At 56.5% G+C, this 17,014-nt stretch carries 17 protein-coding genes; 4 read left to right on the top strand and 13 right to left on the bottom strand.

Features of this window, described 5'->3' with window-relative positions; translation table 11 throughout:
* Window positions 1-26 precede the first annotated feature (26 nt).
* On the bottom strand, window positions 27-791 hold the full coding sequence (locus tag ACLPGZ_RS14360; RefSeq protein WP_009458871.1) for an AraC family transcriptional regulator: 765 nt from the start codon (window positions 789-791) through the stop codon (window positions 27-29).
* 96 nt (window positions 792-887) lie between these two features.
* On the opposite strand from ACLPGZ_RS14360, the gene ACLPGZ_RS14355 reads away from it, so the two are divergent.
* Complete coding sequence (locus ACLPGZ_RS14355; RefSeq protein ID WP_052159432.1) at window positions 888-2,084, top strand: MFS transporter; 1,197 nt, start codon at window positions 888-890, stop codon at window positions 2,082-2,084.
* Window positions 2,085-2,296: 212 nt separating this feature from the next.
* On the opposite strand, the gene ACLPGZ_RS14350 is transcribed toward ACLPGZ_RS14355, so the two are convergent.
* On the bottom strand, window positions 2,297-3,469 hold the full coding sequence (locus ACLPGZ_RS14350) for an MFS transporter (protein WP_009458878.1): 1,173 nt from the start codon (window positions 3,467-3,469) through the stop codon (window positions 2,297-2,299).
* A 1,188-nt stretch (window positions 3,470-4,657) separates the two neighbouring features.
* Here ACLPGZ_RS14350 and ACLPGZ_RS14345 point away from each other — a divergent pair.
* The gene (locus tag ACLPGZ_RS14345; protein ID WP_239054425.1) at window positions 4,658-5,446 is read left to right on the top strand and encodes a deaminated glutathione amidase; all 789 of its coding nucleotides are present in this window, start codon (window positions 4,658-4,660) and stop codon (window positions 5,444-5,446) included.
* Between the two features lie 11 nt (window positions 5,447-5,457).
* Here ACLPGZ_RS14345 and alkB read toward each other — a convergent pair whose 3' ends face one another.
* The gene (gene alkB / locus ACLPGZ_RS14340; RefSeq protein ID WP_239054424.1) at window positions 5,458-6,105 is read right to left on the bottom strand and encodes a DNA oxidative demethylase AlkB; all 648 of its coding nucleotides are present in this window, start codon (window positions 6,103-6,105) and stop codon (window positions 5,458-5,460) included.
* 79 nt (window positions 6,106-6,184) lie between these two features.
* Between alkB and ACLPGZ_RS14335 the strand changes: the two genes are divergently transcribed.
* Window positions 6,185-7,051 carry a pirin family protein gene (locus ACLPGZ_RS14335; protein WP_203145694.1) on the top strand — a complete coding sequence of 289 codons (867 nt, stop codon included), beginning with the start codon at window positions 6,185-6,187 and terminating at the stop codon, window positions 7,049-7,051.
* Between the two features lie 6 nt (window positions 7,052-7,057).
* Here the strand turns inward: ACLPGZ_RS14335 and ACLPGZ_RS14330 are convergent, their stop codons facing one another.
* The 4 genes from ACLPGZ_RS14330 to ACLPGZ_RS14315 form a co-directional block, all read right to left on the bottom strand.
* Window positions 7,058-7,537 carry an OsmC family protein gene (locus ACLPGZ_RS14330; protein WP_239054423.1) on the bottom strand — a complete coding sequence of 160 codons (480 nt, stop codon included), beginning with the start codon at window positions 7,535-7,537 and terminating at the stop codon, window positions 7,058-7,060.
* Between the two features lie 319 nt (window positions 7,538-7,856).
* A complete protein-coding gene (locus tag ACLPGZ_RS14325) occupies window positions 7,857-8,564 on the bottom strand; it encodes a glutathione binding-like protein (protein ID WP_239054422.1) in 708 nt (235 codons plus the stop codon).
* 99 nt (window positions 8,565-8,663) lie between these two features.
* Entirely contained in the window at window positions 8,664-8,888 is a 225-nt protein-coding gene (locus ACLPGZ_RS14320; protein WP_003799391.1) for a DUF3820 family protein, read from the bottom strand.
* Window positions 8,889-8,894: 6 nt separating this feature from the next.
* Window positions 8,895-9,557: a dienelactone hydrolase family protein gene (locus ACLPGZ_RS14315; RefSeq protein ID WP_083053385.1), complete on the bottom strand. Its 663-nt coding sequence runs from the start codon at window positions 9,555-9,557 to the stop codon at window positions 8,895-8,897.
* Window positions 9,558-9,703: 146 nt separating this feature from the next.
* Between ACLPGZ_RS14315 and ACLPGZ_RS14310 the strand changes: the two genes are divergently transcribed.
* Window positions 9,704-9,946: a hypothetical protein gene (locus ACLPGZ_RS14310; RefSeq protein WP_223254053.1), complete on the top strand. Its 243-nt coding sequence runs from the start codon at window positions 9,704-9,706 to the stop codon at window positions 9,944-9,946.
* Between the two features lie 161 nt (window positions 9,947-10,107).
* Here the strand turns inward: ACLPGZ_RS14310 and ACLPGZ_RS14305 are convergent, their stop codons facing one another.
* The 6 genes from ACLPGZ_RS14305 to ACLPGZ_RS14280 form a co-directional block, all read right to left on the bottom strand.
* Window positions 10,108-10,650 carry a GNAT family N-acetyltransferase gene (locus tag ACLPGZ_RS14305; protein ID WP_060185230.1) on the bottom strand — a complete coding sequence of 181 codons (543 nt, stop codon included), beginning with the start codon at window positions 10,648-10,650 and terminating at the stop codon, window positions 10,108-10,110.
* Window positions 10,651-10,975: 325 nt separating this feature from the next.
* Complete coding sequence (locus ACLPGZ_RS14300) at window positions 10,976-12,106, bottom strand: TIGR03364 family FAD-dependent oxidoreductase (protein WP_239054421.1); 1,131 nt, start codon at window positions 12,104-12,106, stop codon at window positions 10,976-10,978.
* Window positions 12,106-13,125 carry a putative 2-aminoethylphosphonate ABC transporter substrate-binding protein gene (locus tag ACLPGZ_RS14295; RefSeq protein WP_035272329.1) on the bottom strand — a complete coding sequence of 340 codons (1,020 nt, stop codon included), beginning with the start codon at window positions 13,123-13,125 and terminating at the stop codon, window positions 12,106-12,108. Before ACLPGZ_RS14295 ends, ACLPGZ_RS14300 begins: the two co-directional genes overlap by 1 nt.
* 38 nt (window positions 13,126-13,163) lie before the next feature.
* Window positions 13,164-13,994: a phosphonoacetaldehyde hydrolase gene (gene phnX / locus ACLPGZ_RS14290; protein ID WP_035274674.1), complete on the bottom strand. Its 831-nt coding sequence runs from the start codon at window positions 13,992-13,994 to the stop codon at window positions 13,164-13,166.
* Window positions 13,995-14,040: 46 nt separating this feature from the next.
* Window positions 14,041-15,849, bottom strand: coding sequence for a putative 2-aminoethylphosphonate ABC transporter permease subunit (locus tag ACLPGZ_RS14285; RefSeq protein WP_239054420.1), 1,809 nt, complete (start codon window positions 15,847-15,849; stop codon window positions 14,041-14,043).
* Window positions 15,836-16,912, bottom strand: coding sequence for a putative 2-aminoethylphosphonate ABC transporter ATP-binding protein (locus ACLPGZ_RS14280; RefSeq protein WP_035272334.1), 1,077 nt, complete (start codon window positions 16,910-16,912; stop codon window positions 15,836-15,838). Before ACLPGZ_RS14280 ends, ACLPGZ_RS14285 begins: the two co-directional genes overlap by 14 nt.
* Window positions 16,913-17,014 lie beyond the last annotated feature (102 nt).

The following is a 17,014-nucleotide window of genomic DNA, read 5'->3' as shown; positions in this document are numbered from 1 at the left end:
ATGCGTGTGGTGAGGGTAGTAGGGACTTAAGAAGAATGGGTTTGGCTCAAGTAACGGCTGGGGGTTTCGCCCAAAATAGATTTGAAAACGGTAATAAAGGCACTGATAGAGGTGTAACCCAATTCCCTGGCCGTGCTCTTTACGGACATTCCCGAACCCAGTTTTTGCAGGGCCAGCATAATCATGAATTGTTGCCGCCAGCGCCCGAAGCTCATCCCTGTGTGTTTTAGCATATGTCGGGCCAGGGTGCGCTCACTCATGGCCAGTTCTTTTGCCCAGTCGGCCATCGTAGGGCGCGAGTCGGGCTGTTGCAGCATATGTTGCGCAATCGTCTGCAAAACTTTGTCCTCGGGCACCGGTACATGCAGCTGCCGGGTAGGCATTTGATTCAAGGTTTCCAGCAGCACCAGTGCCAGACGGTGCGTCTGGCTGCCCGGCTCGTAATGGGGATTCAGATCACTTAAATGAATGATCATCTCGCGCACCATGGGGCTCAGGTCCAGGGTGCTGCAGTGATCGGGCAGTTCATCCAGACCGGGCTGTATGTACAGGAAATGAATCAGGGCCTGATCGTCGGCGCGGGCACGGTGACGGATACCCACCGGCACCCAGACGGCGCACAGCGGCGGCACCATCCAGTAGCCCTGGTCGGTTTGCAGGGTGACGGAGCCATATTGCGTCATGATCAGCTGTCCATTGGGATGGGTATGCAATGGATTTTCAGTATTGCTGCCCATCGCCATCTTGATGCTGAAAATAGGCCCGCCTTGCGGATTGGAGCTAAAACTCATGCTTTGTCTGGTTTGAGGTATAAGTTGTCATAATATCCTGTTTGCGTCGGCATCGAAACAGGATAGAGTAGGGTTTTCACCTACTGGCTACATTTCATGTCCCTCTCTCGACTCTCCTGGCTCTCCCACCCCTTGCTGGTGTTGATTGGCGTCTTGCTGATTGCCGGCAATCTGCGAGCCCCGATCACGGGTATCGCCCCCTTGCTGGAGCTGATCCAGGCAGACCTCTCCCTGTCGTCCACGCAGGCCGGTCTGCTGACCGCCATGCCCTTGTTCATCTTTGCGGTGGTCTCCTTGCTGGCCGCCTCCATGGCGCGGGTGGTGGGCTTGTCCCGTTCCTTGTTTATTGCTTCCGTACTGATTGCGGTAGGTGTGGTGGTACGTATCCTGGGCGGCACGATAGAGTTGTTTGCCGGTATCGGTTTGCTGGCTATCGGGATTGCCTTGGGTAATGTGCTGTTGCCTTCTCTGGTGAAACGTCATTTCCCCATGCGCATCAGTTTTGTGACGTCGCTGTACGTTTTGTTCATGGGTCTGGTCGCGGCGTTCAACTCCGCGATGGCGGTCCCTATGGCGGAGTGGACAGGCCAAAGCTGGCGCTGGTCGTCCCTGATGGTGGTCGGTGTGATGGCATTGGCTAGCGTAGTTGTCTGGGCTACCCAGTTGGGCGCGGATCGACGTGCGGCACAGAATACGCCCGCTGGCGCGGCAACCAGTTCTTCGGTGTGGCGTTTGCCCCTGGCCTGGCATATCACCCTGTACATGGGTTTGAACTCGGTGGCTTACTACATGATTGCCAGCTGGTTGCCTGTGATGCTGGTGAACTATGGCTTTGAGCCGGATCATGCGGGCCAGATTCATGGTTTGATGCAGTTGGCTACCGCCGTACCGGCCTTGCTGCTGATGCCCGTGTTGAGCCGTGTGCACGACCAGCGTGCGGTGGCCTTGGCGGGTGCCTTGTTGCAGACCCTGACTTTTGTGGGCTTTCTGGTCTTGCCGTCCTGGTCCTTGCTGTGGGCGGTGCTGTTTGGCTTTGGTAGTGGCAGCGTATTCCTGATTGCCTTGGCCTTGATTGGGGTACGTTCTACGTCTACTTCGCAGGCGGCGTCCCTGTCGGGTATGGCGCAGTGCATGGGCTATTTGCTGGCCGCGTTTGGGCCTCCCGCCATGGGCGGTTTGCATGACCTGTTCAATAGCTGGGGCTGGGCCTTGGGTTTGTGCATTCTGGTCAGCTTTGGAATGGGCTACGCCGGTTGGTTGGCGGCTCGCCCCGCAGCTGCAAGCAAAGCCTGAGCTGAATTGCTGAAAGCCAGGTAGTCGGACCTCCGAGAGAGGGCCAAACAAAAGCGGCCTGTAATTGAAATACCCTTAGGGGCATCCAATTACAGGCCGTTTTGTTTTTTGGGTTACTGGCAGAGTTCAGTTTTGCAAAGGCTATTCCTGTGTTCAGCTTCTGTCGCCTACGACAAAATTGCCTGCTCCGAGTCACCCGCTCTGAGGTCTGACTATTCTTTAATGCGCAGCGAAATGGTGTGCAAGGCCAGGCCACCCAAGGCCAGCAAGGCACCTACCCAGGCGGTCGAAGTCCAGCCCCAGCCAGCGGCAATCGTCAAACCACCCAACCATGCACCTAGCGCATTGGCCATATTGAAAGCCGAGTGATTCAGCGCAGCCGCCAGTGTTTGGGCATCACCTGCCACGTCCATCAGGCGAATCTGCAAAGCGGGGCCCAAGGCCACCAGGGTGCCAATCAGCATGATGTTCAAGGGACCAAGGATTGGATGGTGGGCCGTGATCATGAACAGCAAGAGCACGCCGGTAGCCCAGATCAGAACCAGGCGAATGCTGCGATCCAGGTAGCGGTCCGCATAGCGGGCGCCCAGTAAATTGCCCAGCACCATGCCAACGCCAAACAAGGCCAGCACGACAGGGATGGCGCTGACCGACAGGCCCGCCAGTTCCATCAAGGTGGATTTTACGTAGCTGAACACCGAGAACATGCCACCAAAACCAATTGCGCCTATGCCCAGCGTCAACCAGACTTGCTTGCGCTTCAGGGCCCCCAGTTCGCGCAAAGGGCTGGCCAGCGTGTTGGCGGGAATGAAAGGCACAAAGCGCAGTACCAGCCCCATCGTCAGCAAGGCGATCAGGCTGACGAAGGTAAAGGCCGCCTGCCAGCTCAGCCATTGTCCCAAGGTGGTGGCAATGGGCACACCCAATAAGGTAGCGACTGTCAGACCCAGCATGACGTAGGCCACGGCCTGTGCGCGGCGATGCGGCGGCACCAGGCGAGCGGCTACCAGGGCGGCAACACCAAAGTAGGTGCCATGCGGAAAGCCGGCCAGAAAGCGGGTGATCAACACGGTTTCATAGCTGGGGGCGATCACGGTCAGGAAATTGCCCACGGCATAAGCGCCCATCAAGGCTATTAACAGACGGCGCCAGGGCCAGCGTGCGCCCAGTACGGCCAGTACCGGAGCGCCGATCACCACGCCTAAAGCGTAAGCGCTGATCAAGTGGCCCGCGGTGGGAATATCGATACCCAGATCCTGGGCCACATCGGGTAGCAAACCCATGATGACAAATTCGCCGGTGCCGATGGAAAAACCACCCACAGCCAAGGCCAGAATGGCCAGTAAAACCTGGCGGGGGGATAAGGAAGAGTGCGAAGAAGACAAGATAAACGCCTGAGAATCAAGAAGGGCAGTGTGTCCAACCCGTAAGAGGCCTTATTGTCGCGCAGTCATGGGGCAAGGCTCAAGATTTCTAAGGACGGAATAGGGTCATGTAACTGTAGGGAATTGAAGATCTTTTTAAGTTTTTAATTCTTATTACGTCCTAGCACAAATTAATTTATCAAGCTATAGCGTCAGCCCTAAACAACGTATGCAGATTTTTTTTAGTTTTTTATATAAAATCACGGTATTGGGTGTTTTGTATCCAATCATTTTCCTGTGGTAGCTTTCCCCTGATTTTGCAAGAAATCGGGGGTTTTTTTTATTCTGATTATTTTCGATTTCAATCATTAGTGCATTGAAAGTCCAATGCCAAAGCGGCTTGTCAGCTTGACAGGCGGGCATGTCGGACGAAGTGGCGTCGTAAGGATAATTCATGAATGGGCCAGTGCTGGTTTGCACTTGGCCCATTATTTTTAGCTCGATTTTATCCGGATTTGATTCATTTTATTTAATCGCGTTTTATCCATTCTAATTATGTCCGGTCATATTTGGGTTGGAGATTTGCCCTCGAAAATTCTGGATGGGTGCAGAGATGCTTGCCAGGGTTAAGAACGTCTTTTTGTGCCGTCTATGAGATTTTGTCCGGCTTAATAAAAGAATCAATTTTGCCGATTTGCATAATGTTTATGGTATTGCAAATATAAGAGTTATTTATATCTCATTATCATATATCTGCTGATTAAAGCCGATCTTGAGAACTGAGCTCAATTGAGTTTCACGCTTATGAAGATAAATGGAATTGAACTGTACGGACGAAATAGAGCGTTCAAATTGATCGTGTTGTTGTTTGGGTTTGTCGCTATGCGCGCGGCACTTTGTTCCAGAGCCTGATCGCTTAATTGACCTGCTAGCTGAGTAAAAATGTTCTTTGATATGACTCGAATGTTTAGTGTGGTTAAACGCATTCAGGGTATTGACCTGATAAAAATTTATTTTTAATTGCAGTTTGTGTCCGAATTTTTACATGATGGGAAGTGGAGAAATACGACGCTGATCTGTTGGGGCTGAACGACGGGGATGGTTTGACATTTGACCATCTGGTGTTCAGTTTTTCTCCCTTGTTCGCTGGCTGGTCTGGGCGGGCGGTTGAGTTAGAATCACTTAGGCAGCACCGTAAAGGAGGTGGTCATGAAAGTTGCATTGGGCCAGATGGCCGTATCCAAAGATTCGCAGGAAAACCTGAGCGCTTGCCTGGGTTTGATCGAACAAGCCTTGCGCTCCGGCGCGCAGTTACTGGTTTTGCCTGAAGGTGTGCTGGCCAGAAATGTGGCCGACCCTGAAGTGGTCCTGAAATCCGCACAAGCCCTGGATGGGGAGTTTGTCAGCCGACTGAGCGCTGCCACCCGTGATACTGATTTAACCGTGGTGTTCTGCATTCATACCCCGGCCGGAGAAGGCAAGGTTTGTAACACCTTGGTGGTGCTGCGCGATGGCCAGGTTCTGGCGCATTACAACAAGCTTCATTTGTACGATGCCTTCTCGGTACAAGAATCACGCTATGTACAGCCAGGTACAGAAATCCCCGCCTTGATTGATGTGGCCGGTTTCAAAGTAGGTTTGATGACTTGCTACGACTTGCGCTTTCCTGAGCTGGCCCGACGCTTGTGCGTGGACGGGGCGCAAGTCTTGCTGGCGCCGTCGGCCTGGCTGAAAGGTCCCTTGAAGGAACACCACTGGCGTGTGCTGACGACGGCTCGCGCTTTGGAAAATACGGCCTATATGGTGGCCGTCGGTGAGTGTGGTGAACGCAATATTGGCCAAAGTCTGGTGGTGGATCCCTTGGGTGTGATCGTGGCCCAGGCGGCAGAAACTCCCACATTGCTTTTGGTTGATCTGGATCGGGAGCGTTTGGCTTATGCCCGTCGCATTTTGCCCGTACTGGAAAACCGTCGCTTTGCTCCGCCCGAACTGGGCTGAACTAGCGGGGTTCAGCCTGCTTTTCTGAATGTCAGATTGACCCGGCCTGTGCCCCATACCGGATGGGCCGGGCCCTCCAGTCTGCGTACCCCATGGAAATTCAATCTGGATGGCCCCCACCAGACCAGCACATCACCATCGCGCAGTCGCAGGGTACGCACCGGGTCGCTGCGTTTTGCGCCGCCCCATAAAAACAAGGCCTCACGTCCCAGGGAGACCGAGACAATCGGGTGCTGCAAGTTGCGCTCGTTTCTATCCTGATGCAAGGACATATGCGCCTGCTCGTCGTAGTAATTGATCAGACAGGTATCGGGTTGAAAAGGGCCCTGGCCCGACTCCTGGGCAATGCGCGTTAATAGTTCCTTGAATATGGCAGGCATGGCGGGCCAGGCCAAACCGCTTTGCGGGTCCGTGGGGCTGTAACGGTAGCCGTGTTCGTCCGATATCCATCCCAGGTCGCCACAACTGCTTTGTGCGGCCGACATACGATGCCCTGAGGGAACCTGCATATGCCGCCAAGGAGCACTGTGCACCAGTTCTTGAACCGCCTGTGCCAAGCTGGCGGCATAGGGCAGGGCCAGCCCCGGAAGGGCGATCAGGCCGGTATCCAGAGTCAGGACGTTGCCGGGAACGGGATCAAACAGGGAGAGCGTGGACATGCGCGATAGGGCGAATAAAGCAGTGACCAGAGTATAGTAATCGGGATTGTATTTTTGCGACTTCCCAGTAGAGGTGTCTATGGTCGAGCTGCTGATTCCACAACGTCAACACAGCATTGGTGCATTTGAAGTGGGGCGCGTTCTGCCCTTTCGCCAACGGCGTATGGTGGGACCTTTTATCTTCTTTGATCGTATGGGGCCACAAGAGCTGACGGCACCTGTAGGGACAGAAAACGATGTGCTGCCACACCCGCATATTGGCCTGTCTACCGTCACCTATTTATTTGAAGGTGCCATGACACACCGTGACAGTCTGGGCGTGGAACAAGAGATTACGCCCGGCGCCTTGAACTGGATGACCGCTGGTTCAGGCATCAGCCATTCCGAGCGCTTTGAGCCCATGCGTACCCAAGGTGGCCGTATGGATGGCATTCAGGCCTGGGTGGCTTTGCCGGAACATAAAGAAGAGCAAAACCCGGATTTTGTGCATTACGAGGCCGAACAACTGCCTTTGATTCAGGACACGGGCCTGGAAGGTCGCCTGATAGCCGGATCGGCGCTGGGTCTGTGCAGCCCTGCCAGTGTGGCCTCACCCTTGTTCTATATGGAACTACGCGTACAAGCGGGCCAGCCTGTCCCCTTGCCAACCGGCCATGAAGAGCGCGCCATTTATGTCTGTACGGGCGCGCTGGAGGTAGGCGCTCAACGCTATTGCGCCGGTCAGATGCTGGTCTTTGCCAAAGGCGACAGCCCTCGCATCCTGGCCGAGCAAAACAGCCATTTGATGCTGTTGGGCGGCGAGCCCCTGGGACCACGCCATATCTGGTGGAACTTTGTGTCCTCGCGCAAGGACCGTATCGAGCAGGCCAAGGACGATTGGCTCAATGGTCGCATCAGCCTGCCCCCACTGGACGATGAGCAGTTCATCCCTTTACCTGCGGTGTAATGCTCTTTACGTCGATGGTGGAGGTGTTTGACCTTGTACGTGGACCGTGACCTCATGGTGAATCGGAGTGTTGATGGAGCGGGCAATAAAGCAGTATTCACCTACGCGATCGTGAAGCGATTTGGACAAGGCAAGGTCACTGTCCGGTGTGATCGTGACGAAGGGGCGCAAGGTAACACTCTCGAATTGCCCAGCCCCGTTGGCCTCTTCAATCATGATGCCGGTAGGGTGGTCTTCATAGGCCGTGACCACAATGCCGGCTTCTGCCGCTATTCCCAGGTACCAAAGCATATGACACTGAGCAATCGATGCCAGGAAAAGCTGCTCTGGGTTGTCGCCTCGAAAGGCAGGGTCTGAGGAGGCAGCAATGGTCTCCAGGCCAACTGCCATCACGTCGTGGTTACGTGAGTAGGAGCGAAGGGTGCGGGTGCCGCTCCCGGTGTTGCCGGTCCAACTGATCAACAGTTCATAGTGGTGCGTTTTCATAGCTCTGCTCAGGCAAAGTGGCAAGGAGCAAAAAGAGTAGCAGCGGGGGGGGGCAATCGTACATACAAAAAAAAGCCCTGGAAAGAATCCAGGGCTTTGAAGGCTTGCTCATCAGGCTGGTGGATTTGCCTGTATCCGCTCTATGAGCAGACTGGTTTTTTGATTGACGAGCAAGCCGGGCAAACGGAATAGTACCGCTTGCGCAGCTTGTTTAGGAGGTCAATTGTACGGACTGGCGTCAAGCGAAACAAAAAAGACCAGTTTGATAGCAGGGCTATTGCAAATTGGCTTATAAGCATTGATTGGCGCTGCTTATCCATCAATCACGGGCAGGAATGCTCAAGCCGCGTTGTACTGCCGGGCGGGCCTGAAACTGGGCCAGAACACGGGCCACATTCTTGAACTGCTCGTACTCCACAAGCTCGCCTGCGCCGTAAAAACCGATCAGGTTGGCAATCCAGGGGAACAGGGCAATATCGGCGATGGAGTAGCTGTTGCCCACCATCCAGTCCTTGCCATCCAGATGCTTGTCGATCACACCCAGCAAGCGCTTGGATTCGTTGACATAGCGGTCGCGGGGGCGCTTGTCTTCAAAGTCCTTGCCAGCAAATTTGTGGAAGAAACCCAACTGACCAAACATGGGGCCTACGCCACCCATCTGGAACATCAGCCATTGCAGGGTTTCATAGCGTTGGGCCGGGTCTGCAGAGAGCAACTGGCCGGTTTTTTCTGCAAGGTAGATCAGGATGGCACCGGACTCGAACAAGGCCAGCGGTTTATTGCCGGGGCCATTGGGGTCCAGAATTGCCGGGATCTTGTTGTTGCTGCTGAGCGAAATAAATTCCGGGCTGAGCTGATCGTTGCGCTCAAAGCTGACCAGATGTGGCTCGTAAGGCAGGCCAATTTCTTCCAGCATGATGGATACCTTGACCCCATTGGGAGTGGGCAAGGAATACAGTTGCAGGCGTTCGGGGTGCTGGGCCGGCCATTTGCCGGTGATGGGGAATGCGGAGAGATCGATTGTCATGACGTCCTTCACAATGGGGTGTAGAGGAAGTCTTGATAGTAGCAAGCTGTACGGTGACATACCGTCGCAGCCCGCTCCCCAGTAAGGTATTTGTTCCTCTTAGCGGCTGCGCGGGCGCAAGGGGTCCAGCAAGGATTTCAGGCCATTGTGATCCAGCTCGTGCATCAGGGCCAGTAGCTGCCCTAGCCGCCCGGAAGGAAAGCCTTCACGGGCAAACCAGTTCAGATAATGTCCCGGCAGGTCGGCCAGCAAGCGACCTTTGTATTTGCCGTAAGGCATGGTGGTATTTAACAGGGCAAGCAGGTCGTCGCTGGATTCAAGCATGGGGGCTTAACGTAGATGGTCGGCAAAGAAAGCTAGTGTACGTTCCTGAGCCAGTTTGTAGGACGCTTCGTGAAAATCGGGGCGATGATCGCAGCCAAAACCATGCCCGGCAGGTTCGTACACGTAAATGGCCACATCCTTTTGCGCGTCTTTAATGGTCTGAATGGCGCTGGCAGGGATGGAGTGATCCTGGGCACCAAAATGCATTTGAACTGGAATCCTGGGCTGTTCCTGGGCGTTCTGGGCGATTTGCGAACCATACCAGCAACTGGCGGCTTTCAGGCCTTGCAAGCGGCAGGCGGCCAGCCAGCTCAAGGAGCCACCCCAGCAATAGCCGACAATACCAATCTTGCGCGAACCCAAGGCGTCCACGCAGGCCTGAATATCCAGCAGGGTCTTATCAAGCGCAATGCCGTTGCGCAGTGCCAGACCTGCTTGCACGTCCTCGGCGGTATAGCCCAGCTCTACATTTTTCTCTTGCCGGTCGAACAGGGCGGGAGACAGGACACGGTAGCCTTGCTCGGCAAAGCGTTCGCAGGTGTTGCGTATGTGTTGATTGACACCAAAAATTTCCTGCAACACGATCAAGCCGCGTTCGGCCTGTTCATCGCCTGCGACATAGGCTTCGAAACGGTGCTGGTCTGCGCTGGTCAAGCTAAGCGTACTCATGGCGTGTCCTTTAGCTGTAAAACAATAATTCTCTCTTATAACAGTCGCCCATACTGGGAGGCCAGCCTCAGGACGTTTACAATCCACCCAGAACGGCGGGGGTGTCTGGCTCTCGCCCAAGCCCCTCCTACTTCAATGGAATAATGATGCGTGACGTGCTAATGGACAGTCTGTTCTGGACGATTGTGATGCCCTGGTTCTTGTTTTTAGGGCTATTTCTTGTTCCCAAGAAACCTTCCTGGTTGCGAAACTACGCCTTTCCCGGCGTGTTTATTGCAGTAGGTTTGGGTCTGGTGGCTGGGGTAGCAGTCGGTGTGGGCATTTTCAGCATCGTGCTGGGCCTGATCGCCTTTGCCGTGTGCTACGAAAAGCCGAAAGCCAGCGCCTGAGTCAGGAGCAAACGGTTTGATGAAAAACCATCGCGGCGTGCTGCCTGCGATGGTTTTTTTTGTCGCCGGGCCGCCCCAAGGCTCGGAGCCCCTAGCGAATCCGAGCGGCATACAAGCCGCGAGGTGGAGCGCAAGCCGAAGGCGTAGCGTGGAGGGGGGCTTCAGCCGTCGACTGGCTCGGCAGGCGTATCCAGCGTCAGCAAGTAGAAGGCGACATCCAGCCAGCGGCCAAATTTGAACCCCACTTCCTTGAAGGTGCCCGCATGGGTGAAGCCCAGGCTTTGATGCAGGTGGATACTGCCCGCATTGCTGGCATCAATACAGCCTACCAGGGTATGCACATTGGCCAGACGGGCACGCGTGATCAGCTCTTGCATCAGAATCTTGCCCAGCCCTTTGCCGCGGTGCTCCGGGTGCACATAGACACTGTGTTCCATGGTGTATTTGTAGGCGGGAAAGGCGCGGAAGGTGCCCCAACTGGCAAAGCCCATCAACGTTCCTGCATCGTCAATGACGCCGACCACGGGAAAGCCGTTGGCGCGTTTGGTGGCAAACCAGCTCACCATGGCTTCGGGCGGGCGTGGCACATAGTCGTATAGCGCGGTGGAGTTCACGATGGCGTCGTTCAGAATCGCCAAAATAGCGGCTGCATGCTGCTCTTCATTGCAGTCTATAAAACGCAAGCCGCTTTCGCTGTCTTTCATTGATCCTTTCCTGTCAGGGGGAAGACCAGGGCTTCGTCGCCAATCGCGACGAGGTACTTGGCGGTCCGGGTGTATGGATGGCTACAGCTCAAGAGCGCTCGCTCTGGCCTATCGTGTGGCGTATTTTATTCCACTCTATTGGGTTTCTCATGGGAAATTCCCATTAAGAAAATGTCGTGATTCCCCCTGGTTTGAGGCCCTGGATTCTGGCATCCAGACCTACGCCTCAGGAAAAGAAAAACGCGCAGCCTGGGCTGCGCGTTTTTTGCACTCTTGCTGCCTAGGTCAAGGCTGATCTGCTTGCCTACGCACCCATGTCCAGCAATCAATCGTAGCGAGCGGCGATATTGCGTTCACCAATGGCCAGACCCGTGGTCATCCCCAAGCCCGTGTGCATAACCGTCACTTGCGTACTGCCATCGGCCTGCAAGACAGAAAATGGAGCCGGGCCCTTTGCACCGTATACCCCTTGCCAGCGTTGCAGCACCTGCACCGGGCAACCCAGCACGGTTTCTGCCAGAGCCAGCAAGTACTGGTCTGTTTCTTCCTGGTTGAAGGGGCTGGCTTGCTGGCCGTAGTCGTGCGAGTCACCAATAATCAGATCCCCGTCCGGGGTGGGGCTAATCAGCAAATGAATGCCTTGATCCAGCAGGACGCCATGACGTTGCTGTACTTGCTCGCGCAGCGTGTCTGCCAGCGGCAGATCGCTAAAGGCACCATAGTGCAGGCAGGACAAACCTGTCAGCAAAGGTCGGTCCAAGGCCCAGCCTGTGTCCTGTGCACGCACTTTCAGCATTTGCAGACGTGTCACCGACGGCTTGACGGTATCGAGCAGTTCGCGATGCAGGCTGCTGTAGTCGTGACCGGGGCACACAAAAATGCTGTTGGCGGTGAAGTTGCCCACGCTGCTGTGTACCTGCCCCTCTTGGGCATAGTGCACATGCGCTTGGGTATACACATCCACGCCCATTGTTTGCAGGCTGCTGGTAATGGCGGGCAGGGCGTCGCGCGAGTAGATCTGCAAATCATCCAGACCTTGCAGCGCGCCGTGGTGATGCCCCAGACGGCCTTCAAAGAGTGTCGCCAGTTCCTTGCCGCTGAGCATCTGGCAGGCCACGCCTTCGTCCTTGGCACGGCCTTGGGCAAAGTCTTCCAGCAGTTCCAGTTCCAGGTGATTGCGTGCCAGGACCAGCGAGCCATTGCTGCGCACATGAAAGCCCGCTTGTGCCGCCAGATCCAGCCACAGACCTCGGCTTTGGCGTGCCAGTTCCATCATGATGCCCGGCGCCTGACCGGTCACCAGTACCTGACCAAAATTACGTATGGTGGCGCCTTGGGCCTGGTGGCTGCGCTCGAGCACAGCCACGCTAAGCTTGCGGCGGGCAGCCGCCCAGGCATGTGCCATGCCCAGGATGCCGCCCCCCACCACGATGACATCGTAGTGTTGTGTGCTCATTACTTCTTGGCTTCCGATTTACCGTCGTAACGTTTGGTCCACTCTTCGATAATGCGCTCGCGGTTTTCAGCGGCCCAGACGAAGTTGTTGTCAATCAGACGCTGGTTCAGGTCTGCTGGCAGGTGCGGGTTGGCCGTGGCGATAGAAGGGATGGCCAGCACGGCAAAGTTGGTCTTGTACAAGTGGTTGGCTTCTTCGCTGGCGGAGAAGTCAGCCAGTTTCTGCGCGGCTTCCAGGTTCTTGGTGCCTTTCATGATGGCAGCGGCTTCAATTTCCCAGCCCAGGCCTTCTTTGGGGAACACCAGTTCCAGCGGAGCGCCTTCTTCTTTCAGGCGAGCGCCACGGTAGTCAAAGGACACGCCAATCGTGTATTCGCCAGCGGCAGCCATATTGCAAGGCTTGGAGCCGGAGTGGGTGTAGGCGCCGATGTTCTTGTGCAGACCGTCCATGAAGGTCCAGCCTTTTTCTTCACCAAACAGTTGCAGCCAGGCGCTTACGTCCAGAAAGCCGGTGCCCGAAGATGCGGGGTTAGGCATGACGATCTTGCCAGCGTACTCGGGCTTGGTCAGATCTTCCCAGGACGTGGGCATGGGCAGCTTGTTCTTTTCCAGCTCAACAGTGTTCACGCACAGGGCGGCGGCAAAACCGTCCATGCCAACCCAGCTAGGTGGGTTGTTTTGATCGCGCATTTTGGCGTCGATCTTGTCCAGGCCTTGGGGGGCGTAAGGCTGCAGCATGTTCTGGCTGGCCATCAAGCCCAGCGAGGAACCGGCCAGACCCCAGACGGCGTCAGCCTTGGGGTTGTTCTTTTCAGCCAGCAGTTTGGCGGTAATGATGCCAGTGGAGTCACGCACCCATTGGATCTTGATATCGGGGTTCTTTTTCTCGAAAGCAGCCTGGTAAGCCTTGAGCTGATCGGCTTCCAGCGCGGTGTAGACGGTCAGGGTCGTAGCGGCTTGAGCCAGGGAAGCGGCGCCCATCAAAGCGGCAGCCAAGGAGCTCAGAACAATGGTTTTCATGGAGAAGTGTCCTTGTGACAGCAAAAGGGGGGGTGGGGTTAGAGAGAGTCGCCAGGGCATTCGCCCTGGGCCATCCGCTCGGTGATTTGTTCAACCACGGCAGGCAGTTGGGCAACGGTGTCGATCAGGTAATGCGGTTGGGCGTTGGCGAAGGTGGCCGCGGCGCGATCACGCAGGGTTTGGCGGCTTTCTTCGTCCAGAGCCAGAAATTCCAGTTCGGTCAGTCCGGCGGCATTGCCTGACAGCAGCAAACCTACCGTCCACATACCGGCATTGCGGCCTTCTTCAATGCCGACCGGGGTGTCGTCAATCTTCACGCAGGCACCGACATTCCTGATTTCCAGACGAATGACGTTTTCCAGGGCCATGGCAGGCCAAGGGCGTGCTTGCGGGACTTCGTCAAAGGCGACGTGGTAGTCCACCAGTACTTGTTGGCGGTGGGCGTGTTGCAGCAGGTTGTCCAGAACCAGACGCGGGTAGCCGGAGCAGGAGCCGATTTTCAGGCCTTGGCGGCGTGCCCAGGACAAGGTTTCACGGGCACCGGGAATGGCGGCGGAGAACTCGCCCACGCGTTCGTTCTGCATGGGCAGGAAGGTGTTGTAGATACGGTCTACATCGCTGTCATCGGGTTCGCGCTCATGCAGGGCCACAAACTGGGCGTGCACTTCAGGCAACTCCAGCATGGCCTTGATGTGATCCCATTTACCGATGCCCATCGCGCTGCGGGCCTGGTCCAGGTTCAGATTCAGATCAAAGCACTTGAAGGCTTCAACCAGAATCTGGGTGGGAGCAAAGGATCCAAAATCCACCAGTGTGCCGGCCCAGTCAAAAATCAGGGCTTCAAGGCGTGGAGTCTGGTGATTTGGCATATCAAGCGATGTATTCGCGCAAGTTGGGGATGACATTGCGGTCCTGTCAGGTTGGAGAAAGAGAAGAAGGGGAGCGCCAGGCCTGGCTGCGGCGCAAGGAAGCGCGGCTCAGAACATGAACCAGGACGCAGACAAAGCCGGAGCTGAGCATGATGACCGTGCACATGGCAGCGGCCGGGCCGATAAAGCCGGCGTCGTCCATATTCATGACCGCTACCGAGGCCAGCACGGTTTGCGGGCTGTACAGAAACACGACGGCAGACACGGTGGTCATGGCCGAGACGAACAGGTAGCGCGCCACCGACAGCAAGGCAGGCAGGCACAGCGGCACGGTGACACCCATCAAGGTGGACAGACGCGGAGCCTTCAGGGAGGCGGCAGCGGCTTCCAGCTCGCCAGGAATGGCTTTCAGGGCCGTCACAAAGTTCAGATGGGCACTGGTGTACAGGTGAATTACCGTACACAGGACCAGCAAGCTCATGGAGCCGTACAGACCGGACAAGGGATTGTTGGGGTGGTTGAAAAAGAAGATGTAGCCCAGGCCCAGCACCAGACCGGGAATGGCCATGGGAGCCAGCGCCAGCATTTGCAGCACGCCGTACAAGCCTTTTTCGGACTGACCACGGGCAGGCAGTTTCTCCAGCACCCAGGCGCCCAGAAAGATCAGGGCCGAACCCAGAATGGCGGTAAACAAGGCCATGGTCAGGCTGTTGCGCCAGGCCAGCCAGCCGCCACCGTCCATATTGTTGAAGTCGTAGGACTTCAGGGACAGGCTCAGGTTGTAAGGCCAGAACTTGATCAGGGACGCCCAGACCGCCATGCCCACAATGCTCAGAATGGCCAGGGATACCAGTACCAGAACGAGAGTGAAGTAACGGTCGCGCTGACGGTGTGGTAGAGGCGAGTAGGCGCTGAGCGAGCCTTGAGCCTGCCCGCTGGCACGAGCACGCAGATGACGGTCCAGAAAGAAGGTCAGCACAGCGGGAATCAGCAACAGCACGCCAATGGCCGCGCCTTTGGAAAACTGCAACTGACCGACCACGGCTTTATAGGCTTCCATGGCCAGCACGTTGTAGGAACCGCCCACCACTTTGGGCACACCAAAGTCGGTGACGGTCAGAGTAAAGACCAGGCATGCGGCGGAAAAAACGGCATAGCGGCTGGCGGGCAGGGTTACCGTCAGGAAGCGACGCCAGGAGTTGGCACCCATGGCGCGGGCAGCGTCATACAGACGAGCATCGGCCAGGGCCAGACCGGTACTGAGAATCATCAGGGCGTGGGGGAAGGTGTAGAAGGCTTCGCCCAGCACAATGCCCCAGAAACCATAAATCGTTTCACCGCCCAACCAGTGACGCAGCAAACCTTGATTGCCAAACAGGTAGATCAGGGACAGGCCTGGCATCAGCGATGGGGCCAGCAAGGGCAAAAGGCCCAGCGCACGAAATAGTCCGGCACCGCGTATGCAGCAGCGTTGCAGGGCAAAGGCGAACGCGTAGGCAACGGGGATCACGATCAGCAAGGTGGTCACGCCCACCAGAATGCTGCGGCCCACCATGGGCATGAAGCCCGGGGCGCTGATCACCGACCAGAACTGACCCAAACCCACCAGTTGCCCGTCGCCGTCCTGAATGGCGCGCAGCAAGATGAACAGCATGGGCAGGGCCAGGAACAGGACCAGCAGGGCAAACAGGGCAATCAATAAGGCGCGTCGTGCCGCCGAGCCTATCCAGACAGGCAAAACGGGACGGGTCAGGGGATGGTTCTTCACGCTAGTTTCAGCAACGGGCAGGCCATACAGGCTGGTGGAGCGCAGGGACGCCGCGCCAGGCTGTGGTGTGGAATCAATGGTGGGCATGCAGCGCCTCGCTGGGAAGCTGAATGCGGCAGCGACGTGCGGCCAAGGGGTCAAGCAAGCGATCCCCTTGTTCGGGGTTGACGATGGCCTGGACAGTGAGCCCGTCCATGCCTTCGGGGCGCAGAATCAGCTTGTAGTGACGGCCCAAAAACACGCCGTCCACGATGTCGGCCAAAAAGGTATTGGTCGTGGTGGCCGGGCTGCTGTTATCCAGTACCCGAATGTTTTCAGGGCGGATGAAAAGACGTCCTGCTGCAGTAGGCGCTTCCTGACCCAAGTCCAGACGAACGCGCTCGACCAGCACCGAGCAATCGTGCAAGGGCGTAAAGGGCAGCCAGTTGGCTTCACCGATAAAGCCCGCCACAAAGGGATCAGAGGGGGCTCGGTACAAAGCCTGGGGGCGATCAAATTGCACCAGCCGGCCTTTTTCCATCACGGCGATACGGTCGGCCATGACCATGGCTTCTTCCTGATCGTGCGTCACCATCAAGGTGGTGATGGACAGTTGCTTTTGCAGCGCACGCAGCTCGATACGCAGCCGCTCGCGCACCTGGGCATCCAGCGCCGACATGGGTTCGTCCAGCAAGAGCAAGGAGGGTGAGGGGGCCAGTGCACGAGCCAGGGCCACACGCTGCTGCTGACCACCCGACAGTTGTGCCGGGTACTTGTTTTCCGAACCGGACAGGCCGACCAGATCCAGCATCTCGGAGACGCGTTGACGCACTTGGGTGGCCAGGTTCTTGCGGGGCGACAGGCCGTAGGCAATATTCTGGGCCACGGTCAGGTTGGGGAACAGGGCGTAGGACTGAAACAGGATGCCGTAATCACGCTGTTGAGGGGGCAGGTGAGTAATGTCACGGCCCGCCATCACGATGATGCCTTGATCGGCTTGTTGCAGCCCGGCAATGCATCGCAGCAAGGTGGTTTTGCCACAGCCCGAGGGGCCCAGCAAACACACCAGTTCACCGGCTTGTATATCCAGGCTGACCTGGTCCAGGGCGGTAAAGGAGCCGAACTGCTTGTGCAGTCCTTGTATGGTTAAAAATGCGGGCTTGGCGCTCATCCTGGGTTCCGACTTGTCATGAATGTCATGAACGTCAGTATGGGAGTCGGATATGGCGGCACTATGACAGTACAACTAATTTCTGTAATACGAGCATCGGAT

This window comes from Alcaligenes sp. Me129 (assembly GCF_050487245.1).
Taxonomy (GTDB): Bacteria; Pseudomonadota; Gammaproteobacteria; order Burkholderiales; family Burkholderiaceae_B; genus Alcaligenes; species Alcaligenes phenolicus.
This window is presented reverse-complemented; position numbering and strand designations above follow the sequence as displayed.

Bases quoted from the DNA above. Each gene is read 5' to 3' on its own strand.
- ACLPGZ_RS14305 (WP_060185230.1), bottom strand. From the start codon at position 10,650: ATGAAAGACAGCGAAAGCGGCTTGCGTTTTATAGACTGCAATGAAGAG.
- phnX (WP_035274674.1), bottom strand. From the start codon at position 13,994: ATGCCAAATCACCAGACTCCACGCCTTGAAGCCCTGATTTTTGACTGG.
- ACLPGZ_RS14285 (WP_239054420.1), bottom strand. From the start codon at position 15,849: ATGCCCACCATTGATTCCACACCACAGCCTGGCGCGGCGTCCCTGCGC.
- alkB (WP_239054424.1), bottom strand. From the start codon at position 6,105: ATGTCCACGCTCTCCCTGTTTGATCCCGTTCCCGGCAACGTCCTGACT.
- ACLPGZ_RS14335 (WP_203145694.1), top strand. From the start codon at position 6,185: ATGGTCGAGCTGCTGATTCCACAACGTCAACACAGCATTGGTGCATTT.
- ACLPGZ_RS14300 (WP_239054421.1), bottom strand. From the start codon at position 12,106: ATGAGCACACAACACTACGATGTCATCGTGGTGGGGGGCGGCATCCTG.
- ACLPGZ_RS14295 (WP_035272329.1), bottom strand. From the start codon at position 13,125: ATGAAAACCATTGTTCTGAGCTCCTTGGCTGCCGCTTTGATGGGCGCC.
- ACLPGZ_RS14315 (WP_083053385.1), bottom strand. From the start codon at position 9,557: ATGAGTACGCTTAGCTTGACCAGCGCAGACCAGCACCGTTTCGAAGCC.
- ACLPGZ_RS14320 (WP_003799391.1), bottom strand. From the start codon at position 8,888: ATGCTTGAATCCAGCGACGACCTGCTTGCCCTGTTAAATACCACCATG.
- ACLPGZ_RS14310 (WP_223254053.1), top strand. From the start codon at position 9,704: ATGCGTGACGTGCTAATGGACAGTCTGTTCTGGACGATTGTGATGCCC.
- ACLPGZ_RS14345 (WP_239054425.1), top strand. From the start codon at position 4,658: ATGAAAGTTGCATTGGGCCAGATGGCCGTATCCAAAGATTCGCAGGAA.
- ACLPGZ_RS14325 (WP_239054422.1), bottom strand. From the start codon at position 8,564: ATGACAATCGATCTCTCCGCATTCCCCATCACCGGCAAATGGCCGGCC.
- ACLPGZ_RS14330 (WP_239054423.1), bottom strand. From the start codon at position 7,537: ATGAAAACGCACCACTATGAACTGTTGATCAGTTGGACCGGCAACACC.
- ACLPGZ_RS14360 (WP_009458871.1), bottom strand. From the start codon at position 791: ATGAGTTTTAGCTCCAATCCGCAAGGCGGGCCTATTTTCAGCATCAAG.
- ACLPGZ_RS14280 (WP_035272334.1), bottom strand. From the start codon at position 16,912: ATGAGCGCCAAGCCCGCATTTTTAACCATACAAGGACTGCACAAGCAG.
- ACLPGZ_RS14355 (WP_052159432.1), top strand. From the start codon at position 888: ATGTCCCTCTCTCGACTCTCCTGGCTCTCCCACCCCTTGCTGGTGTTG.